Source organism: Apilactobacillus apinorum (assembly GCF_001281175.1).
In the GTDB taxonomy this organism is placed as follows: domain Bacteria; phylum Bacillota; class Bacilli; order Lactobacillales; family Lactobacillaceae; genus Apilactobacillus; species Apilactobacillus apinorum.
This window is the reverse complement of record NZ_KQ440395.1, coordinates 80,857-103,107: the sequence shown is the minus strand read 5'-3', so window position 1 is coordinate 103,107 and position 22,251 is coordinate 80,857. Positions and strand designations below refer to the sequence as shown.

Here is a 22,251-nt window from a genome sequence, read left to right as displayed (position 1 = left end):
AGCTGACAGATAGCAATTACTATAGCAATGGTACTAAACCTCATTGATTCAACATACTTCTAAAACTAACACTGAATATAACAACGCAAAGAACAGGTACTAAACCTCATTGATTCAACATACTTCTAAAACTCTTCAACCGGTTCATTGCTACCTAGTAAAGTACTAAACCTCATTGATTCAACATACTTCTAAAACCAATCGTCTTAAATAGACCGTTTACAGCATGTACTAAACCTCATTGATTCAACATACTTCTAAAACTACAATCTGGTAAGTTAACCGGTCAACAACGTACTAAACCTCATTGATTCAACATACTTCTAAAACGACGACCCGAGAGTCCAAGCTGGTTCGTCCGTACTAAACCTCATTGATTCAACATACTTCTAAAACCAACACAGTCAAGGCCTATAAAGAGTTAAAGTACTAAACCTCATTGATTCAACATACTTCTAAAACGAAGAAATCGACAATTTTAAAATTAAACTAGTACTAAACCTCATTGATTCAACATACTTCTAAAACAGACCAAAAAGCTGAAATTGAACGTCAAAAGTACTAAACCTCATTGATTCAACATACTTCTAAAACTGACTGAAGGACTAGCCAACGACGGTGTCAGTACTAAACCTCATTGATTCAACATACTTCTAAAACTGTAGTTTCCGGCTGTTATTCTTTCCGTTAGTACTAAACCTCATTGATTCAACATACTTCTAAAACATTTGAATTTGTATGTTGTAGTTCGGTGAGGTACTAAACCTCATTGATTCAACATACTTCTAAAACTTATCATATGATGCAGAAGACAAGTCATTCGTACTAAACCTCATTGATTCAACATACTTCTAAAACGAGCAAAACAAGGCATTGCACAAAATGGATGTACTAAACCTCATTGATTCAACATACTTCTAAAACCCAGCTTAGTGATGGTATCTTTCATGTCAGGTACTAAACCTCATTGATTCAACATACTTCTAAAACAAATGGGGTTGCGCAAAATTACGCAGACCCGTACTAAACCTCATTGATTCAACATACTTCTAAAACGATGTCTGATAAAGATACATTCATCTTTTTGTACTAAACCTCATTGATTCAACATACTTCTAAAACAATCAGTGGAACACAATCCTATTCGGTGAAGTACTAAACCTCATTGATTCAACATACTTCTAAAACACGATTTCGCCGCTTAAAAACAAATTATTAGTACTAAACCTCATTGATTCAACATACTTCTAAAACAATTATTCCACTATACATATTTTACCGCTAGTACTAAACCTCATTGATTCAACATACTTCTAAAACTAACTAATTTTAATTTTGATCAAAGCAGTAGTACTAAACCTCATTGATTCAACATACTTCTAAAACCCTATCCGGACAATTACAGTTGCCGTCTGTGTACTAAACCTCATTGATTCAACATACTTCTAAAACCGAACGTAGTCATTATTTTTAGCTCCTAGAGTACTAAACCTCATTGATTCAACATACTTCTAAAACTTTTGAACTTTTTCTTCACGTCTTTACCTAGTACTAAACCTCATTGATTCAACATACTTCTAAAACTAATAAAGCCGTTAGCACTAGCAATTTGTTGTACTAAACCTCATTGATTCAACATACTTCTAAAACTGATGTTTTATCATCAAATTTTAATATTAGTATTGCCAATCAACAAAGTCATTATCGATAAAATAATAACGACACGTACTAGATCTATTAATAGAAACATTTTCGTATTCAATATCAAGAATTGATAAACCGGTTTCTATACATAATGAATGTATATCAGCCAACTGATTATCATCTAAGTAATTAGCTAAATTACTGACCACTATCATAGATTTATCATCAATCTCGATTTTTAACCTTATTAATAAATTAATTATATCATATGGATTATCAATTATGTCGTCTTCTAAATGAATTTTTGCATTTTTGAAAATTTCTAAAATTGACACATTAAAATCAACCGACAATGGAACATCAATCATAAACAAACGGGTCTGAATCGCTTTTCTTATTTCAATATTATGGTGCTGTAGATTATTAATATCATCATTTCCCAAACCTGCAATTATTTTGTTGATAATTGCCGTAATATTTTTAGAAGACAGACCACTAAAATTGATTAAATCTCCATAAAAATCCACATATTTTTTTAAATCTAACTCTTCATATTTATCGTCAAAAATTCTAATAAGATTATTCCGCTCTCTAAATCCATTTATTAATTCCAGTAAGACAGTATGATTAGAAGTCGCCATTATAATCAAGCCACTATTAAAATCATTAATTGCATCATGATTCTCATAAGAAATAATCATAATATAATGGTCCGATCCGATGTATTTCTAATATCATCTACTTTTTTACCTGTTATAAAGTGCATATCTGCATATTGCTTCTCTGTCATCATAAAGCTTTGTATTAACCCCTTCTTAGGAGCTATCACCGATATTTTCTTTTCTAAGAATTCAGCAGATTGCTTAGTCACGCAAACTCGACAATATACAGAATATTGAATCATTAAAAATCCCTCATTAATTAGACTTTTTCTAAATTTTCGATAATTCCGACGATCTTCAGCGGTATCTGTAGGTAAATCAAACATTATCATTAAGCGCATTATTCGGTACCTCATTAATTATCTCCACCTTCAATTCTTTTTTAGTTCCATTATTTAAATAATCCAAACAATCACTAACATATTTAGTAATCGCATTTTTAACAATCATTCGTTTATCGTTATACATAATCTCCAAATTCAGCAATTGAACTAATCCAAACTTAATATCAGGAGTTAATGATTCGAATTTCTTAAACGATATCCAATAGTCAACGATGGGTCTAAATGGTTCCATCAAGTCTGAACTTAAGTTAAATGCATTCTCTAAACTATGGTGATGAATACCAAAATAAGTAAGATGCCCACTGCTAACAATCTCTCGATTGAAATTAGACAATAATATTGAGTAACCATAATTTAGTGCTGCGTTAAGTGCAATGTCTTTCTTTCTACTAAACTTAGCATCAAATAATAAACGAAAATATTTTCTAGCTACCACTGCTTCCCTATTACTAGAGTCTCCTATTTCCATTTTGTCTAGTTCTGTTTCCAGTTCTTCAAATTCATGTATATGTTTATACTTCAACACTGCAATTTGGTTAAGTATTTTTCTAGTAACCACTTTGGTCCATAATATTTCCTTTCTTACAGTATCCCATCTTACTTGATTATCAATCACATCAATATCTCGATTACTAGGATAATTATTAAAGACCTCACTACTAGGGTTTCCATGTTCATCTGAAAAAATTATTTTTGCATTTACCTTATTTAAATGATTAATTAACTCGCAAGTGATTACCGCCTGTGTGGTACATATCAATAACAAATGAATATCATTAATCGGAATCTGATGTAAGCCCTCAAAATTTTGCACGACCATGCAATTGCTAGAATAAGAGAGCTTGGCATGTTGAGAAATAATTACGCTCCGCCATCCCATAAACGAACCTCCTTACAAAAAAAGACGATAATAATCGTCTTTTAATTTTATAAATCTTTTAATCTAACTTTTCTTTCAAATAATCCTGATGGGGATTGATAAATAACAATTGCATTCTCAGTCAAAATTATTCCGTGTTTAGTTTGAAAGGTCCCCATTTTATTATTTATTCCCAATTCTTGTATTTTTGTAAATGGACCATTGTGTAAATCTATAATAATCTTCCAGATAACTATTTTTTGTTCATCAAAACTCAAGCCACAAAATATATCCCTTTTTTCTAGTAATTTTTCTGTATTTGAAATAAACAATGAATATTTATTTTTCATTATTTTAATTATTTCATCATAAACTTGTACCATTAATTTCGATCTTTGAATATCGGACAATCTATTCATGTAATCTTCATCTTTGAGTATTTTTAAACTATTAGTACATAAGACAAGCTGTCTAGAATTTTTCCTATAGTCTGCACTTCCCAAAGTAAACTTGTCATTACCATCAACAATTAATTGTCCATACATAATGTTATCTAAAATTATTCTAAATGATTCCACAGATTTCATAGACTGTGATAACCTATCGCTCACTACTTCATAAAGCTTATCTCGGTAATTCCCAATCTTTTTAGCGATTTCCAGTTCTTGTATTGCCCTTGCAGAAATTCCAATAACCTTAAATGAATATTTAGTCCCTTTTTTTATTTTAACAATAACCATATGATGGTCAACATTACCAGATCTATATCCATATATACTTGGTTCCAAATTGCTTTTAACAGGAATGGCAGATTTTAACCCATTTGTTTTTTTAGCAGAATAAATGGTTTGCTTAAATAATTGGCCACTCTTGGTAGAAACTTCTCTGACAATCAACATAAATTTATATTGATAAATCTTCTTAATTGTTTCAATCGCATGTTTTCTATCTAGAATTAATTCGCCAGATTTTTCATCGTAAATTTTTTCTTTATTAGATTCTTTAGGATTGGTAATATCGTGTAAAAAGTTAAAAGTTTTAATATCTTTTAAGTCATCTTCTGCTGAGAACTTCTTAAAATCACCATAAACAAACATGCTTCTTAATTTAGGATAACGTTTATATAAATATTTACCCACAAAGGTAGTCAAGTATGCATCTACTGCATGGTGATAATCATTGAGCTGACGAACCTTATATAAATTAAATGTGTCACGCATAAGTGAATTCATCTTTGCCTTCACTTCAATTATCTTGGTACCGTCATTAGCAAACTCGTCAGATAGAATATTTGCTACTAACTTGATAACTTGACTAGTTTCTACTAATTGTCTTCTAACAAATCCATGCTTGGTGTACTTACTTAGTTGGTTAATATCCTTGAAACATAGATTTTGTAACTTCTTTTTACTAATTAACCCTAATTTATTTAGATGTTTCCATAAATTCTGAGTTTGAGCATCAATATTTAAACCATTTAAAGGCGTGTGGTTGCCCTTCTTTTGGTTATTAGTGTAATGTGTTAATACTCGATTATCTATCGAGTCATCTTTATAGAACGACTGGGGAACAATATGATCAATTTGATAACTATTCAAATCATCTAAATTAATCGTGGAACCGTCATAAAGGTCTTTCCCCATCTGCATAAAGTAAAGATAAAACTTATCTTGATCCATTCTACCTTTATATTCCTTAAGTTGAGCAGATAAGTCATCTGACAACTCTTTACCCAATTCCTTATATTTATTCTGCATGTTATTATATCGAGTCTTAGTAACTGAACCATTGTCTTCAGGACTTCTAGTAAATTCAATCGAGATACTAGATGGCGCTTTGCCACCCATCGCTTTTTGAATATCCTTAACTAACTTATAAACTTCTCGAATCGCTTTTTTATTTTGAGGTGACGTATAGGCTTCGTCTAATACCGTTTCAATATCAGTTGCTTTTATAAAGTCACGATTGATATTTTGAATTTGCGCTTTAATTTCAGGCTTGCTGACTGCTTCCATGAATGTAATTGAATCATTCCAAAGAATGTCAATAATTCTTTGACCATCATCATCTAATAACTCGGTTAGTAATTTGGCAGATAGTCGACCCCAACCACTGTATCGTTTCGCAACAACCGCTTTAATTTCTTCAGGAGTTATCCAATCAATATCTTTTTCTAATTTTTCTTTTAAGATTGAACGATCTTCAAAAACTGTTGACCATTCAATAATATTTTCAAAATCAGCAGAATAATTTACATCGTCAATTCTAGCACCAAAGATTTTCTTAAAATCATTATAAGTGCCTAATGAATTATTAAATTTATCACCATCAGAAAGTCCTGTGATCTCAATATTTTCCAAATGCTTATAATTACTAATCAAATAGTTTTTTAGTCGTTTTACTGTAATTGATTTAGTGTTTTTAAATAAATCATTATAAACGCCTTGCTTTTCAGATAAGGTTAATCGTTTATTATTGACTTTTACGATATTCAATTCATTTAATACTTTAAATTGTTGATATAACAAACTATTGTCAGGTAATACATCCTCATTTAATAAATAGGTATCTTTAACAGTTAAACGCTTAATAAATTTAGCTGCAGTGGCTTCTTTATCAACTTTTTCTTCAAAGTTCCATGGAGTAATTTTACCTGCTTCTTTTCTCTTCATCCATGCGAAGTGTTTACCAGAAGTTTTTTCCTGTTCTTCAGGAGTAATTAACGGACCAACATAATATGGAACTCTGAAAGATACTAATTCACTAATTTTATATTTAGCTATATGTCGTCTGGATTCGTTAGGATTTAAAACCCCTAAAAATGGATAATATTGGGATTGATTGGCAATAATTTTATCCATTTCCATTTGATGTACTTGGTGAGGGATATTACCATTTTGACTACTTCTTTGCTTTAATAAATAATCTTTATTATCTATATCATTACTAATTCGTTCTACCAGATCATGATATTCAAATGATTCATCTTCTAAATACTTATCAATAATGATTGTTTTAATCACATCATACAAATCTTGACTAGAAATATGTCCCTTAGCATACTCAAAGACGGCCTGAATTTTTTTATTGATATCCCCTTTTATTGGTAAATCCTTTAATGATGCAACAAGGTTATTATTATATTTTTGCTTATCTACATTCCCAATATAAGCAGTATAGGCATATTCAATAGAGCGTTTTTCATCATTTGGCAAAACATCTAATAATTCTTTTAAATCTTCCAATTGTTCATGATGACGATTATATTTAGCGACCATTGATTCTGATAATCCCATCCCATTAGGAATGATTTGATTTAATCTAACTCTAGAATAGATTACTTTTAATGTGTTCAAGATTTCCATTTGGCTATCATCTAATACTTCGGATAAGTCATCCAATTTATCGTCACTGGACTCATCAGAAAAACTAAAAGAAAACTTGCTACCATCGTCAGGTATATAATTAACAATTTTATATGCATTAAATTTATATCCCACAATAACTTTAATAATTTCTTTATCTAAGTCTTTTCTGAACTTACTAATTTCCTTTTGTTTAACTTTATCATCTGGATATTCAGGATTGTCGTATAATAATTCTTTTAATCGATCCTGTTTATCAGCAGACTTTAAATGGTTATCCAATAGAACCTTTTCAATTTCAGAAATATTATCCACGTTAATACTAAAATCAATATCGATATTTTCATACATATCGTTAATAACTGGAACCAATTCATCTAATTTTAAATTATCAGCTTCAAATGATGATACCGGTGTACTATCTAAGAAATTTCCGCGATATTTCACAATATGTCTTAAAGCTAAATAGATTTCTCTAATATCAGCTTTTTCTTTTTGATGAACTAATCTATTTCTTAAATGATAGATTGTTTGATTACCATCATGATAATATGCACTATCCGTTTTATCAGGAAATAATAATGATCCAAAATATTTTTTACTTTCATCCTTAGGAGAAATCGATGATTGTTTTAACCGATTAAAGAATTCTGGATCTATATGTATAATTTCTTCATAAAAAATTTCATCTAATAACTTTAGTCTCCATTTTCTACGGTTATATCTTCTTCGCGCCGTTCTAAAGCCACGTCTTTCAGCTGCAGTCTTACCTTCCGCAAACAAACGAGATCCAATAACGTTCTTTCCTTTTACTCTAATTAGATTATTGTCGTCATCGATGGCTGCAAAACCGATTGACGAAGTACCAATATCTAATCCGATATTATAATCTTTCATATAACTATCCTCCTATTCATACATTACGTATATTATATTTTTTTATTACAAAGCTTGCAAGAAAAAAATTATTGTTATATAATATTATTTGTTGAGTAGCTCTCAACTATTAAACCTTATTGATTCAACATACTAAGTTAAAATCAAACATTAAGTTTAATTTTTTGACTCCGCTATCGGAGCATACATAGAAAAGGACATCCATTGAGGATGTCCTTTTATTTTTGATTATATTTAGATAGCAACTCATTTCTTAATTCTTCATCAACTGCATAGATAAATAATCCGTGTACTCCCCGTTTAAGCAAAACATTTAGTTGATTTCTAATTAATTCTGAAGAAATATCTACTTTCTTCTTATTGACCAAAGTTCTCTTATTTTTAACCTGTGTGTCAAAACTGCAACTACTATCATAAATAATTTTACCATTTCTAAATTTAACAGAAGGTCCGATAATGACTCCACAGTAATTCAAATCAAATCCTTGAATTGTAAAAGTAGATCCAACCTCATTAATGGTTTGACGTTGCTCTGCCCATGATAAATCTTTATATTTATGTTCTGGTTTGATTTGTCGATTCCAAGGAAGACTAAAGTCATCCCCAATTTTTACTCGCCAAAAATCTTTTACCTTTTCTCCTCTTGAGTTAGTATACTCTCTTAGCTTACCAGACTTATATTCCCAGTCATAAGTTGCAACTAGTCTCGACAATCCTTTGGTTAAGCTTTCAATACTATCATCATGTTTTTTTACTTCATCATACATTTCATTGACATTATCAAAAATTTTCAAGCTATAAGAATCATCATTAGGAATGTCGCCAATTACTCCCTTCTGAACAATATCTTCAATCCAGTTAATCGTATCAGCACTGGCCATCATTCTGTTTTGCTGAGTTAACTCGATGAAATTATCATCTTCTAACGACTTATGAATTAAATTGTTAAAATAATCGTCTTCAATATACCCATTTCCTTTTAAAACCTGCATTGGATCTAAAACAGCAACTACAACTTCTGCAACTTTCTTAATATCTTCAAGTTGTCCTTTTCCTTTATAAGCCATATATCCTTGCGTCAATAATAAATGCGCCTCATCCACTAATACTATGTCAACTTTTTGATTAGCATCTATTAAAGCATTTTTAACTGGGTGTTGATTTAAAAATTTAGTGGGTTTATTAACGATATCATCACCAAATGAACTTTTTAATCCAATCTTAGATGAGATATTCTTATAAATCTTTAACTGTTCTTCATGATTAACCAACATATATGCTTCTTGCTTATTTACCTTATTCAATTCAGCAAAAAGCGAACTAAGTAATACTGTTTTGCCAGTACCAGCAGATCCTTGAACAATAATTAAATTATCATCTTTATGATTCTTTTTAATTCGCTGAATATTATCAATAATTTTATCTCTAGCATCCAATTGTTCATCAGTTAACTTGTGAAATGGTGATGCCTTGAAAATAGCTGAATTAGTAATGTCATCTATTTGAGGAAATATTTCACTATATTTTTCAAACAATCCCTGCCATATAGATTTAAATATATCTTGAAAATGTTCTCTTGTATAATATAAATCCTGATCATTAGACCTGCGATTATTCAATTCAACAATTGCATCATCACTTACTAAATACTGCATCAATTGGTTTTCAATATCTAATGTCAGCGATTTATTAAATTCTTTATGCGCAATAACAATTAGCTTGGCATCGTTAGATTTATTTAATTCTAACCAATCCGTTCTGTACTCTGCCTCGCTCTTTAAATGTTCTTCAGTTCTACGTATGATATTATTAGTTTCACCGACATAGGCTTTAAACTTATTTTTCCTGATTTTATCAATAACTATGTACACGGTTGGATAACGGGTAATTAATTTATTTTCTCTATCATATTTCAATATTTGATTCTTTGTGTCAGTATTATAGATATAATCTTTAATAACTGGTAAATCCGTTAATTTATTTTCAGACATTACTAGACCTCACTTTCAAAGGAGCTATTTTCATGGAATATAATGATATAATCAGTGAATTAATTAATTTTAGAGACAGTCATAACTGGAAAGACTTTCATTCATTAATTTCTCTTTCAAGAGCCATGGGCATTGAAGCATCAGAAGTAGAAAAAGTTTTTTTGTGGAAAACAGATGACAGTCAGCTTTCTGAAAAAAACAAACAAGAACTAAAGTTAGAAGTTGCTGATGTTTTAATTTACTGTTACTATATGTGCGAAAAGTTAAATGTTAATCCTAATGACATTATACAAGAAAAAATAAACATTAATACAGATAGAAAATGGAATTTCAAATAAAAAAGGAATAATAAGTTAATTTAACTTATTATTCCTTTTTTACCAAATTTGAACTGCTTCCTTTGCAAAATCATTTTGTCTTTCTCTAATAAATTCATCATTCCAACCATTGTCGGATATAAATTCACCTAATTTTTGATTGGTTCTTAACGATGATTTTAATAATGCTACTGATGCACCATCTTTAAGTGGCGAAATACTGCCTTCAATTAACATATAGTTAGAAACATAGTTGAAATATGCATCATTAGTGTCATCTTCATTACCGATATGGTATAGAGCAAACTTGTTCATATCAACTTGATCAAATCGCATATCAATAAAGTCCCCGGATTGTTGATATAACTTAAATAATAAGTACTTAAGAGTCCAAGACTTAGCACCATTAGCACTTTCTTTGCTTAATGCTGTAAAGCTAGATTCTACTTCGACATCATTTCTATTCAAGCTACTGTTAATCTCTTCATTTATTTCAGTTGGTGTAACAATCTTTTGATTCCAAATATCTTCAGCAATACTTGCATATCCAGTTTCTAACGTATTTGTTCCGTACATACAAATGGTTCTACGTCTAATAAAAATGCATAAAACTTTGAATAACACTTTTTTCATATCTTCATCACTCATTTTATTTAACAACATTGAGAATAAAACTGGGTAATGAAGTGTGACTTGAAGCTTTCTTAATAGGCTTAATATATTAAACAAATCTGGATCGTTAATATATTCCTTATATTTAGTTCCGCCTTTATTGCTATTATCAACTGCAATATAGTAATCAACAACTCTGTCAATATCATTCAGAAACGATTTAGTATCATTCGAACTCTTAATTTCCATACTAATGGATCTATATAATTGTTTAGAGGAAACTAATCGATGACTAGCGGCCCAATAAATTCTAATAAATTTAGTAAGCTTTTCACTATTTTTGCCAAACTTTTCAGATATTTCATTCCATTTATCACTAAATTCTGTTTTAACTTTATCAGGCTCTTTAGCAATTTGTGACATCAAGTGAGTTTTAATAATTTCTGCTGGCTCTAGATCCTTACCACGACTATTTAAAGTTTCAAAAATAACAAAAGCATCGTCTGCATTCTTGGTTGAAATAACAGAAACAAAGAAATTATCTGCAAATGAAGTGAAACACTTCTCTAAAGCCGTAATTCGATCATTTATTGTATTATAATCGTTTAAAACTCCATTGATTCTAGAATAAAAACCATCAAAAGCTGACTTTATGTTCTTAACGGGTTCAATATTCTTATTATTTTCATTTAACTCAGTATATCCGTTAAATATTCCCACAAAATACTCATGAATAGCATCATTATTACTAGAAACTTTTTGCAATCTCAATGCCGGTTCTTCTTCTTCCCATTTAAGCGCGTCCTTTATTTGTTTACGAACATAATTCAATCTAAACTTAGGATCTTCATTTAAAGCATTTGATAATAATTCACCGCATATTTTATGTATAGTTGCCATTAAAATTACTGATGTGGTTAATCTTTGTTGTCCATCAATTAGATCCTGAACATCTTCACCATTATATGTAACTATTTGACCAAAAAAATGACTATCCTGATATCCTTCAAAGACATCCATTAAATCATTCCATAAATCATCTATCTCATCTTTTTTCCAAGCATAGTCTCTTTGATAAAATGGTACCTTAAACTTATTATTTTTAAATAATTCGTTAATCGTCTTAATTTTAGATTCAATTTTTTCCGTAATTTCAGACATCATAAACCACTCCTTATAAAATTATTCGTTTTAATCATTTTATCATAGTTATAATTATACTTCTTGTTTATTTTTTATCCCATAAAAAAATTCACCAAAAAAATGTATCTTACCTTTATGACCATCAAAAATGCTATATTCTGATTTTGTTAATAAATAAAGTTGATGATTTCTTTTAAACCACTCGACTAAAGCTATTACTTCATTGTTACAGGTTTTACCAAAACACAAGTAGTCCTTTTCTGGTTGTTCTAATAGATGATAATCAGTCAATTCAAAAATCATCATCTGATAAACTAAAAAAGATAATTTCCAATCATAATCAGCATATTTTATTTGATAATCTTTGTCATCATATGTTCGTAAATCCTCTTGATAAGATTTACATCCCACTTCAGTAATATTTTCCATCTAATCACCTCTTGAATAATTATAGATCGAATTTACACATAAAAAAAGAATAGCTCTAATGAGCTATTCCTTTTCTTTATTTATTAATACTTTAAACGATCTTCGACGTTCTCTTACTTCATTTTCTTTTTTTTCTCTAACTTTTTGCATCGCTATATCAGCTAGCTTATCTCGATACCTGGCATCCACTGCGTCCCGAATAAGATCATACAATAAATCTTCCATGTTCTGCTGTTCCATCGAAGACAAACCCTTCAAATCGTCATACAAATAACTATCGATAATCAGTTTCATCATGTATTTTACATTTTCATCATCACTAGATTCCATATGTCCACACCTTCTTATCATTATCACAATCATGGATATCAAATAACTAGTACAGAGCATTCTTCTTTTAAATCATTTTTTTACCATCAATTAATACCATTAACGAATAAGAAGCATCACTAATCAGTATTGGTTTATCGTTTAATCTGTTTTTTAGCGGATTGATAACCATCCGTAAAATTTACAATTTCACTTAGCTTATTACCCAACATACGATTGAGTAATGCGGTTAGCTTGTATGGATAATGTTTAAAACGATGCTTACTTTGATAATCTTGCATCGCCTGGTTATAGCCCATAGTAAAATCATCCGTCTCTTTTTTCAACGTTTCATCATGAAAATTTTGATAATTTTCCTTGGCAAAATCATAATTACCGTTTTCGTAATTTTCTTTCACAAAATCGTGTAAATTCAACTACATCACTTCCTAATTACCAATATTATCTTTCATTACAATTTTATATTAACACAAAATAATAACATTAATATAATTATTTGTGATTATCTGCACTATCTAAATTTTTTAATGTTTTTGCGATTAACAAAGTGTCTAAATAATTATCCATTTACTTAAAAAAACGCTAAAAATCGGATAAAAAGTTCATACGACTAGATTTCACCAAATTCAAATCTCATCAAACACCTGTTACAATAACTCTAAAGTAAGTATTCAGGAGGGATTTATTATTCACTACAGATGCCCAATTTGCGGAAATATATTATTTAATCAAATTCATTGCCACAACTGTCGATTAATTATGCATCATTTAAGAAACGATATCAAATTGTCATATGCCCCTTTTAGTAATCTATTTAATAACGAAATTAAATCCATGAGTGTCTTTGGTGATGATACAAAAATCCCCGTTTACGCGTTCGGCTTAGCTATTATATCAGTTCTCACAATTGATTTATTAGTAATCATCATTAATAATCTATTTTATAAATAAAGATATGGTCAAAAAAAGCTAGGTCGATAATCGACCTAGCTTTTTATATGCAGTTATCATTATAGATTATAACCAATCATAATGTTTTTAAAGGCATTTAAACACCCTTTGTCTATTCTTTGGTTCAAGAACTCAGCATTGGTGATATTAACATTATCAAAGAAGTTAATCGACATATTAACTTCTGGACAAATTGCGACGAATTTCTTAATCATCTTTTCATCAAAAGTATGCGATTGAATGGATAAATCCAAGCCGAACTCTTGGTGATAAAAACTCATTACCATTTGTTTTAACAATACTGTCATTTCACGGTTAGGTACCGTCGTAATATCTGCTTCTAGGTTTAATACCTCATAATAGCGATCGTATAACTTATACTGGGCATTGTAAGATTGCACCATATTGATACGTGCTACGCGAATATTTTCCATAGAATAACCAGAAGCTTTCATTTCTTTTTCACGATTGGATAATTCCTTACTCCTAATGTAGCCAATTTGATCGGTTCTTAATACCATTTCACGGTTGGGAACATCATCAGTAGGTGAAGTGATTGGATGGTATACCATACTGTTAAATTGAAATGAAGTCTCTTTCGACATACTTTCATCGATATTATTAGCTGCCTTTATCCGATTAGCGCGTTCCTTAAACATATTACTAAATACTACATATAAAATCACGGTTAACGCAATAATGATTGCTAAAGTAATCGTTAATGTCACATTTGCCATTAAACCTAAAATAATTAAAACCAATATTATCGTTCCTGAACAACCTAATCTCATTATCAGCCACTCCGTTCCATTAAAATTAATCGATACTAATATTATAATATGTTTATCTCATTTTCACATTATAAATTTGTAATTAAACCGATTAAACACTCCAAAAAGATGTTGGATAGTCCGACTCCGACAAAGAAAAAGATAATGAAAATGAATAAATTAAATAATAATTCCATGTCACTTAATGGATAAAATCTTTTATTATCTTCGTAAAAAATAATTGCTGAAACGGAAATGGCAATCGCCGCAAACACCAAAATAAAAAAGTGATTCCCGACTGTTGGAAACCATAAGTGTTGCGTAAAATTTCCCAAAATAGTCATTACCAAGCCATTACGAAAGCCACTTCTGATCATTTGAATAATTATTGAGGCCTTTTTGTTCTTCATAAATCCTTCATGCTCCTATTAATTGTTTTATCTATCAAATATCATTTTAAAAATGTATCCACCCGCAGTAATTGATAGTTCATAAACTACAAAATATAATAAATAATTAAAATACTTATTTTCTTGATATTTAGAAATAATCCGATAAAAAACCGTTAATACCACAGCACCTAATATTAATACTGCAATGGTGAATAATAAAAACCATATCAATGAAACATGTAATAATTGCTTGTCATGTGTGTAAAAGGTATAAATCGCTCCATAGATAAAGAATCCCAGCACTAGCCCGATCCAGAATAAACTCCACCATATGCTCTTCTTTTCTTTCAAACTAAATCACTATCCCTAATTCTAAAATTCATTTTACTCGAATTTATCTTTACATATTTATCTTAGCAAATAATTCTAATCATATGTACTAATATCGGAAATAAATTTATAATCTTTGCTAAAAAAGGTTAGAATGAATTATTTTGTGTCTTAGCAACATCAAAAATTACGAAAGCAATTCAACATTGAAATAATTTTATATTAACGCTTGTAAATTAATTGACGAAAACGGATTTATTACATTGTCATTTTCAGTCAGTTCATGTCCGTGTTGATGATTTCAACTAAAAACACCTCCAGGTCTTACCGACTTGGAGGTGTTTTTATCTGAGATTATTAATTAATAGAAATCTTGTGTGCCGCTTGTTTTTGCGTTGACTTAGGTAATTCGATTTTCAAAATACCACCGTCATATTTTGCACTAATTTGATCAATTTCTACATCTGGTAGGTAGAATGAACGAGCAACGTTACTAGAAGTACGTTCCTTTCTTAAAACCTTACCTTCTTTATTAGTATCTTCTTTGTTTAAATTGTGACTAGCATGAATACTCAAAGTATCATTGTCGTAATCTAGATGAATATCATCCTTCTTGAAACCAGGTAATTCAGAGCTTACTACGTAATTATCTTCGTTTTCAATAACGTCAGTCTTCATTTGATTACCGGCAACTGAATTGAAAAAATTCTTACCGAAATCACCAAAGAAATCACTCATTGGATCAAATACATCAAAATCTCTATTTCTTAATTCATTAGCCATAATCAAAGCCCCTTTTCAAATTTGTATTAGTTGGTAGTTATTTATTTCCTATCAACAATTATTATAATAGTCAGTATTGGTCAAATAGTCAAGAGAAAATTAGCACTTATTTTGTTAGAGTGCTAAAAGCGTGTTAAAAACATTGCTACAACGGCGTTGATAAATTAAAAAAATACAAAAAAATAGTGATTCAAATTATTGAATCACTATTAAGTAATTATTTTTATTTAAACATTGAAGCATATGCCCAACCTAGGTACTTACCATTATAGTATGCCTTATAGTAGTAATGCTTGTCCCCAAGACGCTTAGCACGTTGTTTAATTACCACCGGTGTATTGGCATAACTTTGACCATATTTGGTCATTTGTTTCCCACCTACAGAACTATAGAAGTTAACTTTAGGATGTAATCTAACAATTTTAGTTAAATTGTACTTAGAATACTGGATGCTTGGTTTTGCTTGAACTCCAGTAGTAGAAATCCATCCCATCGCACGACCTTTATAGTATATACGATAATACGTATTCCCGGTTACCACATTTTTGGCCAATGAATTAATGGTTACTTCCTTGTTGGCGTAGTTTTTCGCATGATGATTAACTCCGATTTTACCACTATACTTGGTATCGCCAGGAACATGGTTATAAATTTCTAGCCCAGATCCTGCTTTAATCATCATTTTCTTATTAACAATCGTATAATTTACCACTTTTTTTACCACTTTTTTCTTCTTAGCAGTGGTCTTCTTTTTCTTCGTGGTTTTTTTCTTTGATACGATTGGATTGTTCGTATTAGCGGCGGAACTATTTTTACTATCATTAGCTCCCGATTGCGCCTTTTGTTGTCCTTGGTTAGCGTTATTCGATGCTTGGTTAGACTGGTTCGTAGTTGGTGCCGTAATTGTTGGAACCGGGCTAGGATTATTGACATCATAAGTGTCCCCAATAAACCAATTAACACTTTGTGATGTTAATAGGTTAGCATCCAAAGACTTACCTAATGCTTTAGAGTAAAAACGGCTAGTAAATTGCCATAAAACATGTTCTCGAGCTGGTTCATTATCTTGGTAAGCTGCTAACCAATAACCATCATAACTAGAAACCGCATAAGCAGAATGTTTTACCATGAAATTAGCGTCTGAATAAAGTAAAATTTTTCGATTCCCAACTAATGGTCGTAAGGCATTTAGCCACGCTACTGTAGAATCATTAGTGCCACCAGAGGTCACGGTTTGATCTTCATAATCATTTACATAAAAAGATGCATTCGGTGCGCGACTATACAATACTTTAGCTTCATACGCTGCATCTTCCGGATTTTCATACTGACTAAACGAGTATACTCCGTATGGAATCCCATACTTATTCATTAAATCACGGTTATTTTGGAATGTCTTATCAGCATAGGCACTTCCGTATTGAACTCGTAAAATAACAAACGGCACTTCATTTTTTAATTGTTGTGCCTGCGCATCAGTAATTTGTCCTTGCCATTCTGAAATATCATAAACGGTATTAGTTGAGTTAGCACTACTAGCACTTGCTGCATCAGCCATGACGTTGACCGAGGAGCTAGCCAGCACCAATCCGATTATGGTTATCATCATTAGCCATATTTTGTTTCGTTTCATAGACAGATATAAATATTTATATTTATACCATCCACACCTCCTCTTATCATTTGTTCATTACATACCATTGTAACAGACAGCCATAAAAAAGATACCGCAATTCCGGGAAAAGTCGCATAAATTTTTATAGATTAAAAGTTACAGTAAAGATAGTTCCTGTAGGATGATTATCCCTTACAGTAATTCGTCCGTGATGCTGATCAACTATCCATTTAGCAATCGATAATCCCAATCCATTTCCACCAGTCTTGGAATTTCTAGATTTATCCGTACGGTAGAAACGTTCGAAAATTAATTGTTTATCCTCGTCCAAAATACCGTTTCCAGTATCTGATACCATTAATTTCAAAGCATTATGGGTGCGGTTAATTCTTACCGCTACCGTACCACCTTGTGGTGTATATTTCATCGCGTTATCAATCAAAATTACCATTAACTGTTTAATTAAATCTGGATCGATTCGGCCAGTCCCTTCTGCATCCACGTTACTAATAAAAGATTTATTTTGACTATTGGCGATTTCATTAAATGGCGCAACCATTGATGAAAAGAAAGGCGCCAAATCAATCGATTGACGTTGTGCTTGCACAATGTTGGAGTCAGAACGAGCTAACGTCAACAAGCGTTGGGTTAGTACTTTTAGATGCTTAACTTCATCTAGAGTAGTCGATACCGGTTGAATCTGGTCAACTATCCGATCAGTGGGTTTCGTCAATAAATACTCCATTTGGTTTTGAATCACCGTTAACGGTGTTCGTAATTCATGAGCGGCATTGGAACTAAATTCTTTTTGACGATGCCATGAATTAATAATCGGTTTCATACTTGATTTGGATAAGTAGTAAGCAATTAATATTGCAATAATCCAAAAGAATATCAATGTCACAATCAATGCTTCAATAAAGCTATGCAAAGCTAATAATTCAGCATCGATATTTTGCAAGATTAAAACATAATTACCTGCATATTCCGTATTTAAATTATCTTTAGAAACTTTCAATAATACTCCTCTAAAATTGGTGACATAGTTTTTAGAGCCTAGCGTAATTTGATCAATCTTATTTAGCTTACTAGAATCCACGGTTAACTTACTCAAAAGTTGATAAGTTCTTTGTCCTAACATCCCTCGATTTGAGATAATTCCCTTCTTATTAAAAACAATAATATTAGTTTGAAAATCACCATTACTATAATTATTAAAAGGGTTAAAGGCTCCCGGACGCGGATTTACCTGTAGTGGTTCCTGTGTCGAAGCTACATTTCGTTCAATTCGTAATCGTTGGCGATTCAAGCCAGCATCAATATTGGAGTAAATCGACTTTTGAAAGAAAAAATACACAATCATCCCTAAAAGGGCAAATAAAATTGCGAAACCGATTAATTCTTTAATAAACAGCTTAATTTGTTGTTTATGCTCTAAGATGCGATCTCTCATATTATTCTCCTTCTAACATGTAACCAACATTTCTCAATGTTTTGATTGGGTTGGTTCCAGAAATTTGTTTAATCTTCTTTCTTAAGTTACTCATGTATACTTCGACCACTGACAAGGCAGTTTCTGAATCAAAGCCCCATAGGCGGTCAAAGATTTGGTCCTTAGTAATAATCGTAGCTGGGTTTTGGACAAAGTAGACTAATAAATCGTATTCTTTTCCATTTAATTGCAGCTCTTGACCTTGGTATTCAACGTAGTGACGACCTAAGTCGATTGAAAAACCAGCAACAGTTAGTTGGTTATTGTTACCTAGACGGCCAGCACGTTTTAATAGTGCTTTCACACGTAAGATTAATTCTTCACGGTGGAATGGTTTAGTTAGGTAGTCATCAGCACCGAGTTCAAATCCGTGGACCTTATCTGCCATGGTATCTTTGGCAGTCAAAATTAAGACTGGCATATCGATACCGTCATCCACACGCCATTGTTTTAAGATGTCGTATCCATTTACTTCTGGCAACATTAAATCCAAGATCGCGATGTCGTAGATATTATCTTGGCCCATCATTTGACCTTCAAATCCATCATGCACGACTGTGGTGTTCCCAATTGGGGCTAAAAATTGTGCCACACTGGCAGCTAAGTTTTCATCATCTTCAACGATTAAAATATTTAAACCATCCATAATTATCAATTCCTTTCAGGGGTTTTAGATATTAATTTTCAATTTAAGTTAAGTTTATGATTGCTTTAAGATTAGTTTAATTTTCTTAAACTAGACTTAAATCATTCCAATAAAGGAAGTGCCCAACCATGATAACTATTTGCCGACAATTTTTTAAGTTCGGTGTGGTTGGATTAATCAACACTATTTTAACGTATCTTATATACACTTTGCTATATAAAGCAACATCTCCCACAGATGCCATGGCAATCGGATACGGAATTACTTCGGTGATCGGATTAACCATCAACCGCAAGTGGGTGTTTAAATCCAATCATAACTGGATGCTAGTCGCTAAATATTACCTAACATACTTATTTACATGGACATTAAGTATTGTCGTAACGGATATCTCTAGCAATTATTTCCACGTTCTAGCTAGTATTATCCACCTAATTACATTATTCGTCACGACCCCTACTAATTTCATCCTAAGTAAGTATTGGGTATTTAAAACAACTCATATAAAGGAGGCATCCGCCCATGAATCAACCGACTGAAAAGAAGGATAGCTTCTTCTCACGACACAAAATTGACTGGGTATTAGTAATTATCATGCTAATCGCTTTAGGATTGTATGGATATGGAACTTGGAAAACCGGTTCTGCTAATGACTTCTATACTTCCGCAATTACTAGTATGACCCAAAGTTTTAAAAACTTCTGGTATGCCAGTTTTGATCCAGCCGGATACATTACCGTAGATAAGCCACCGGTTGCCCTATGGTTTATGGCTATCTCAGCTAAAATCTTAGGTGTTTCCAACTTCAGTGTGGTACTACCTTCAGTATTATTCGGTGTCGGTTCTGTCTACTTAATGTACAGACTAGTTACTCCTTACTTTGGTCGCTTTGCAGGACGCATCGCTGCCTTAGTAATGACAATTACACCAATCGTAGTTGCCGACTCTAGAACTAATAATATGGATGCAACATTAATTTACTTCCTATTATTAGCCATCTGGATGTTACAAAAATCAATTAACAAGAACAATATGTACTGGTTGATTGGAAGTTTCGCAACGATTGGTTTTGCTTTCAATATTAAAATGCTACAAGCCTTCATGATTATCCCTGGAATGCTACTATTTTACTGGTTAGCTTCTAAGGATTCATGGAAGAAAAAAATCGGTAAGCTATCACTTGCCGGAATTGCTTTAGTTGTCTTCACCCTTTCATGGCCACTATCTGTTGATATGACATCAGCAAGTAACCGTCCTTATGAAGGTGGATCACAACACAACTCTGTTTTAGAACTAGCTTTTGGCTACAACGGAACTCAACGTCTTTTAGGTCAAACTACCGGTACTGGTGGTGCCTTTAAGGGAATGGGTAACAACTCATCTAAATCAAAGAGTAACAACAATCAACAAATGACTATGCCAAATGGTCAAAAGATGGGTAACTTCAAACCATCTAAAAACATGAAGAATATGAAAAACATCCCTTCAAACGCTCGTCGTGGCGGTATGAAGATGGGTGGTGGAAAGAACATGGGTGGCGCCTGTGGTGCATTCAATATCGGTACAGCTGGTCCCCTTCGTTTATTCCAATCAGCATTAGGTCCACAAATTAGTTGGTTATTACCATTTGCGATTATCGGAATGATTGCCGCATTCATCGGTTACGCAGATCCTAAACGTAAATGGTACCAATTAACACATCGTCAAAAACAAGTCGTGCTATGGACTGGATGGTTAGTTCCAGTGTACGGATTCTTCTCTGTCGCTAGTTTCTTCCATCCTTACTACACTATCATGTTAGCTCCTGCAATTGCTGCGTTAGCCGGATTAGGTCTTGTTGCGATGATTAAACTATTCAAAGAATTTGGTTTAAACAGCTACAAAGCATACTTCCTACCAGTCGCTATCGTTACTACTGCTGCACTACAAGCATGGTACGTATCAAGTTACTACACTTGGTTAACTGTTTTAATCATTATCGTTGCCGTTATCGCCAGTGCTGGTTTACTAATCTTCAAAGCTAAACCAGCTGGTAAGGCCATTATGATTATCGGATTGCTATCAATCGCAGTCGCACCAAGTTTCTGGTCATTAACTCCTACCCTTGCTAAAGAATCCGCTGCAATTCCAACTGCTGGTCCCGATCTCTTAACTAGCGGTGGCAATAACTCCGGTGGAATTGGTAACGGTACAGTTAATACCAAATTGTTAAACTACCTAACTAAACACCAAGGCAATGCCAAGTACCTATTTGCAACTGCAGATTCCGGCACTGCTGCTCCTTACATTATTAAAACTAAGAAAGCCGTCATGGCAATGGGAGGTTTCAATGGAACCGACCCTGCAATGACATTAAGCAAGTTCAAACAATTAGTAAAATCCGGTCAAGTTAAATACTACCTAGATGAAGGTAAGTCCGGATCTACTAACAATGAAATTGTGAACTGGATTAAAAAACATGCTAAGAAGGTCAACGCTAGTGAATACGGTGGATCATCTAACAGTAATAGTTCCTCCAATACTTCTATGTTTACTGCCAAGAACCGCCCATCTAACATGACTAAACCATCAGGTAAAATGGCCAAAGGTCAACAACCTAAGAATAGTTCAATGAATATGGGTGGCGGTCCATCTAACATGTCAAACGGTACCTTATACGACCTTTCCAGCATCTACTAA

General features: G+C 32.1%; 19 protein-coding genes and 1 CRISPR repeat array. Of the genes, 3 read left to right on the top strand and 16 right to left on the bottom strand.

Annotation, left to right across the window (positions count from 1 at the left end; translation table 11 throughout):
* Window positions 1-30: 30 nt before the first annotated feature.
* Window positions 31-1,650: direct repeats of the CRISPR family, unit length 36 nt; unit sequence GTACTAAACCTCATTGATTCAACATACTTCTAAAAC.
* A 26-nt stretch (window positions 1,651-1,676) separates the two neighbouring features.
* The 5 genes from csn2 to RZ74_RS00430 form a co-directional block, all read right to left on the bottom strand.
* Window positions 1,677-2,345, bottom strand: coding sequence for a type II-A CRISPR-associated protein Csn2 (gene csn2 / locus RZ74_RS00450; protein WP_053949501.1), 669 nt, complete (start codon window positions 2,343-2,345; stop codon window positions 1,677-1,679).
* A complete protein-coding gene (cas2, locus tag RZ74_RS00445; protein WP_148562059.1) occupies window positions 2,342-2,647 on the bottom strand; it encodes a CRISPR-associated endonuclease Cas2 in 306 nt (101 codons plus the stop codon). Before cas2 ends, csn2 begins: the two co-directional genes overlap by 4 nt.
* Entirely contained in the window at window positions 2,625-3,530 is a 906-nt protein-coding gene (gene cas1, locus RZ74_RS00440; RefSeq protein WP_053949499.1) for a type II CRISPR-associated endonuclease Cas1, read from the bottom strand. The genes cas2 and cas1 overlap by 23 nt, the downstream gene beginning before the upstream one ends.
* 47 nt (window positions 3,531-3,577) lie before the next feature.
* Window positions 3,578-7,771 carry a type II CRISPR RNA-guided endonuclease Cas9 gene (cas9, locus tag RZ74_RS00435; protein ID WP_053949498.1) on the bottom strand — a complete coding sequence of 1,398 codons (4,194 nt, stop codon included), beginning with the start codon at window positions 7,769-7,771 and terminating at the stop codon, window positions 3,578-3,580.
* A 218-nt stretch (window positions 7,772-7,989) separates the two neighbouring features.
* On the bottom strand, window positions 7,990-9,762 hold the full coding sequence (locus tag RZ74_RS00430) for a DUF2075 domain-containing protein (RefSeq protein WP_053949497.1): 1,773 nt from the start codon (window positions 9,760-9,762) through the stop codon (window positions 7,990-7,992).
* A 32-nt stretch (window positions 9,763-9,794) separates the two neighbouring features.
* Here RZ74_RS00430 and RZ74_RS00425 point away from each other — a divergent pair, with 32 nt between their 5' ends.
* Entirely contained in the window at window positions 9,795-10,100 is a 306-nt protein-coding gene (locus RZ74_RS00425; RefSeq protein WP_053949496.1) for a MazG-like family protein, read from the top strand.
* A gap of 39 nt (window positions 10,101-10,139) precedes the next feature.
* Here RZ74_RS00425 and RZ74_RS00420 read toward each other — a convergent pair whose 3' ends face one another.
* The 11 genes from RZ74_RS00420 to RZ74_RS00370 form a co-directional block, all read right to left on the bottom strand.
* Window positions 10,140-11,852 (bottom strand): DUF262 domain-containing protein, encoded by a 1,713-nt coding sequence (locus RZ74_RS00420; RefSeq protein WP_053949495.1) that lies wholly within the window; start codon window positions 11,850-11,852, stop codon window positions 10,140-10,142.
* Window positions 11,853-11,906: 54 nt separating this feature from the next.
* Window positions 11,907-12,263, bottom strand: a complete 357-nt coding sequence (locus RZ74_RS00415) for a hypothetical protein (RefSeq protein ID WP_053949494.1) — start codon at window positions 12,261-12,263, stop codon at window positions 11,907-11,909.
* Between the two features lie 63 nt (window positions 12,264-12,326).
* Window positions 12,327-12,593 carry a hypothetical protein gene (locus RZ74_RS00410; RefSeq protein ID WP_053949493.1) on the bottom strand — a complete coding sequence of 89 codons (267 nt, stop codon included), beginning with the start codon at window positions 12,591-12,593 and terminating at the stop codon, window positions 12,327-12,329.
* Window positions 12,594-12,727: 134 nt separating this feature from the next.
* Entirely contained in the window at window positions 12,728-13,009 is a 282-nt protein-coding gene (locus RZ74_RS00405; protein WP_053949492.1) for a hypothetical protein, read from the bottom strand.
* A 594-nt stretch (window positions 13,010-13,603) separates the two neighbouring features.
* On the bottom strand, window positions 13,604-14,335 hold the full coding sequence (locus tag RZ74_RS00400; protein ID WP_053949491.1) for a lipase chaperone: 732 nt from the start codon (window positions 14,333-14,335) through the stop codon (window positions 13,604-13,606).
* A 68-nt stretch (window positions 14,336-14,403) separates the two neighbouring features.
* Complete coding sequence (locus RZ74_RS00395; RefSeq protein ID WP_053949490.1) at window positions 14,404-14,724, bottom strand: hypothetical protein; 321 nt, start codon at window positions 14,722-14,724, stop codon at window positions 14,404-14,406.
* A 27-nt stretch (window positions 14,725-14,751) separates the two neighbouring features.
* Window positions 14,752-15,057, bottom strand: coding sequence for a hypothetical protein (locus RZ74_RS00390; protein ID WP_053949489.1), 306 nt, complete (start codon window positions 15,055-15,057; stop codon window positions 14,752-14,754).
* 336 nt (window positions 15,058-15,393) lie between these two features.
* Window positions 15,394-15,819, bottom strand: coding sequence for an Hsp20/alpha crystallin family protein (locus RZ74_RS00385; protein ID WP_053949488.1), 426 nt, complete (start codon window positions 15,817-15,819; stop codon window positions 15,394-15,396).
* A 223-nt stretch (window positions 15,820-16,042) separates the two neighbouring features.
* Window positions 16,043-17,377 carry a GH25 family lysozyme gene (locus tag RZ74_RS00380; protein WP_053949487.1) on the bottom strand — a complete coding sequence of 445 codons (1,335 nt, stop codon included), beginning with the start codon at window positions 17,375-17,377 and terminating at the stop codon, window positions 16,043-16,045.
* Between the two features lie 199 nt (window positions 17,378-17,576).
* On the bottom strand, window positions 17,577-18,887 hold the full coding sequence (locus tag RZ74_RS00375; RefSeq protein WP_053949486.1) for a sensor histidine kinase: 1,311 nt from the start codon (window positions 18,885-18,887) through the stop codon (window positions 17,577-17,579).
* Between the two features lies 1 nt (window position 18,888).
* Window positions 18,889-19,572 carry a response regulator transcription factor gene (locus RZ74_RS00370; protein ID WP_053949485.1) on the bottom strand — a complete coding sequence of 228 codons (684 nt, stop codon included), beginning with the start codon at window positions 19,570-19,572 and terminating at the stop codon, window positions 18,889-18,891.
* A 128-nt stretch (window positions 19,573-19,700) separates the two neighbouring features.
* Between RZ74_RS00370 and RZ74_RS00365 the strand changes: the two genes are divergently transcribed.
* Both RZ74_RS00365 and RZ74_RS00360 read left to right on the top strand, forming a co-directional pair.
* Window positions 19,701-20,111 carry a GtrA family protein gene (locus tag RZ74_RS00365; RefSeq protein ID WP_053949484.1) on the top strand — a complete coding sequence of 137 codons (411 nt, stop codon included), beginning with the start codon at window positions 19,701-19,703 and terminating at the stop codon, window positions 20,109-20,111.
* Window positions 20,095-22,251, top strand: coding sequence for an ArnT family glycosyltransferase (locus RZ74_RS00360; RefSeq protein ID WP_053949483.1), 2,157 nt, complete (start codon window positions 20,095-20,097; stop codon window positions 22,249-22,251). The genes RZ74_RS00365 and RZ74_RS00360 overlap by 17 nt, the downstream gene beginning before the upstream one ends.

Coding starts and splice junctions, on each gene's coding strand:
- csn2 (WP_053949501.1), bottom strand. CDS start 2,345: ATGATTATTTCTTATGAGAATCATGATGCAATTAATGATTTTAATAGT.
- cas2 (WP_148562059.1), bottom strand. CDS start 2,647: ATGCGCTTAATGATAATGTTTGATTTACCTACAGATACCGCTGAAGAT.
- cas1 (WP_053949499.1), bottom strand. CDS start 3,530: ATGGGATGGCGGAGCGTAATTATTTCTCAACATGCCAAGCTCTCTTAT.
- cas9 (WP_053949498.1), bottom strand. CDS start 7,771: ATGAAAGATTATAATATCGGATTAGATATTGGTACTTCGTCAATCGGT.
- RZ74_RS00430 (WP_053949497.1), bottom strand. CDS start 9,762: ATGTCTGAAAATAAATTAACGGATTTACCAGTTATTAAAGATTATATC.
- RZ74_RS00425 (WP_053949496.1), top strand. CDS start 9,795: ATGGAATATAATGATATAATCAGTGAATTAATTAATTTTAGAGACAGT.
- RZ74_RS00420 (WP_053949495.1), bottom strand. CDS start 11,852: ATGTCTGAAATTACGGAAAAAATTGAATCTAAAATTAAGACGATTAAC.
- RZ74_RS00415 (WP_053949494.1), bottom strand. CDS start 12,263: ATGGAAAATATTACTGAAGTGGGATGTAAATCTTATCAAGAGGATTTA.
- RZ74_RS00410 (WP_053949493.1), bottom strand. CDS start 12,593: ATGGAATCTAGTGATGATGAAAATGTAAAATACATGATGAAACTGATT.
- RZ74_RS00400 (WP_053949491.1), bottom strand. CDS start 14,335: ATGAGATTAGGTTGTTCAGGAACGATAATATTGGTTTTAATTATTTTA.
- RZ74_RS00395 (WP_053949490.1), bottom strand. CDS start 14,724: ATGAAGAACAAAAAGGCCTCAATAATTATTCAAATGATCAGAAGTGGC.
- RZ74_RS00385 (WP_053949488.1), bottom strand. CDS start 15,819: ATGGCTAATGAATTAAGAAATAGAGATTTTGATGTATTTGATCCAATG.
- RZ74_RS00380 (WP_053949487.1), bottom strand. CDS start 17,377: ATGGCTGATGCAGCAAGTGCTAGTAGTGCTAACTCAACTAATACCGTT.
- RZ74_RS00375 (WP_053949486.1), bottom strand. CDS start 18,887: ATGAGAGATCGCATCTTAGAGCATAAACAACAAATTAAGCTGTTTATT.
- RZ74_RS00370 (WP_053949485.1), bottom strand. CDS start 19,572: ATGGATGGTTTAAATATTTTAATCGTTGAAGATGATGAAAACTTAGCT.
- RZ74_RS00365 (WP_053949484.1), top strand. CDS start 19,701: ATGATAACTATTTGCCGACAATTTTTTAAGTTCGGTGTGGTTGGATTA.
- RZ74_RS00360 (WP_053949483.1), top strand. CDS start 20,095: ATGAATCAACCGACTGAAAAGAAGGATAGCTTCTTCTCACGACACAAA.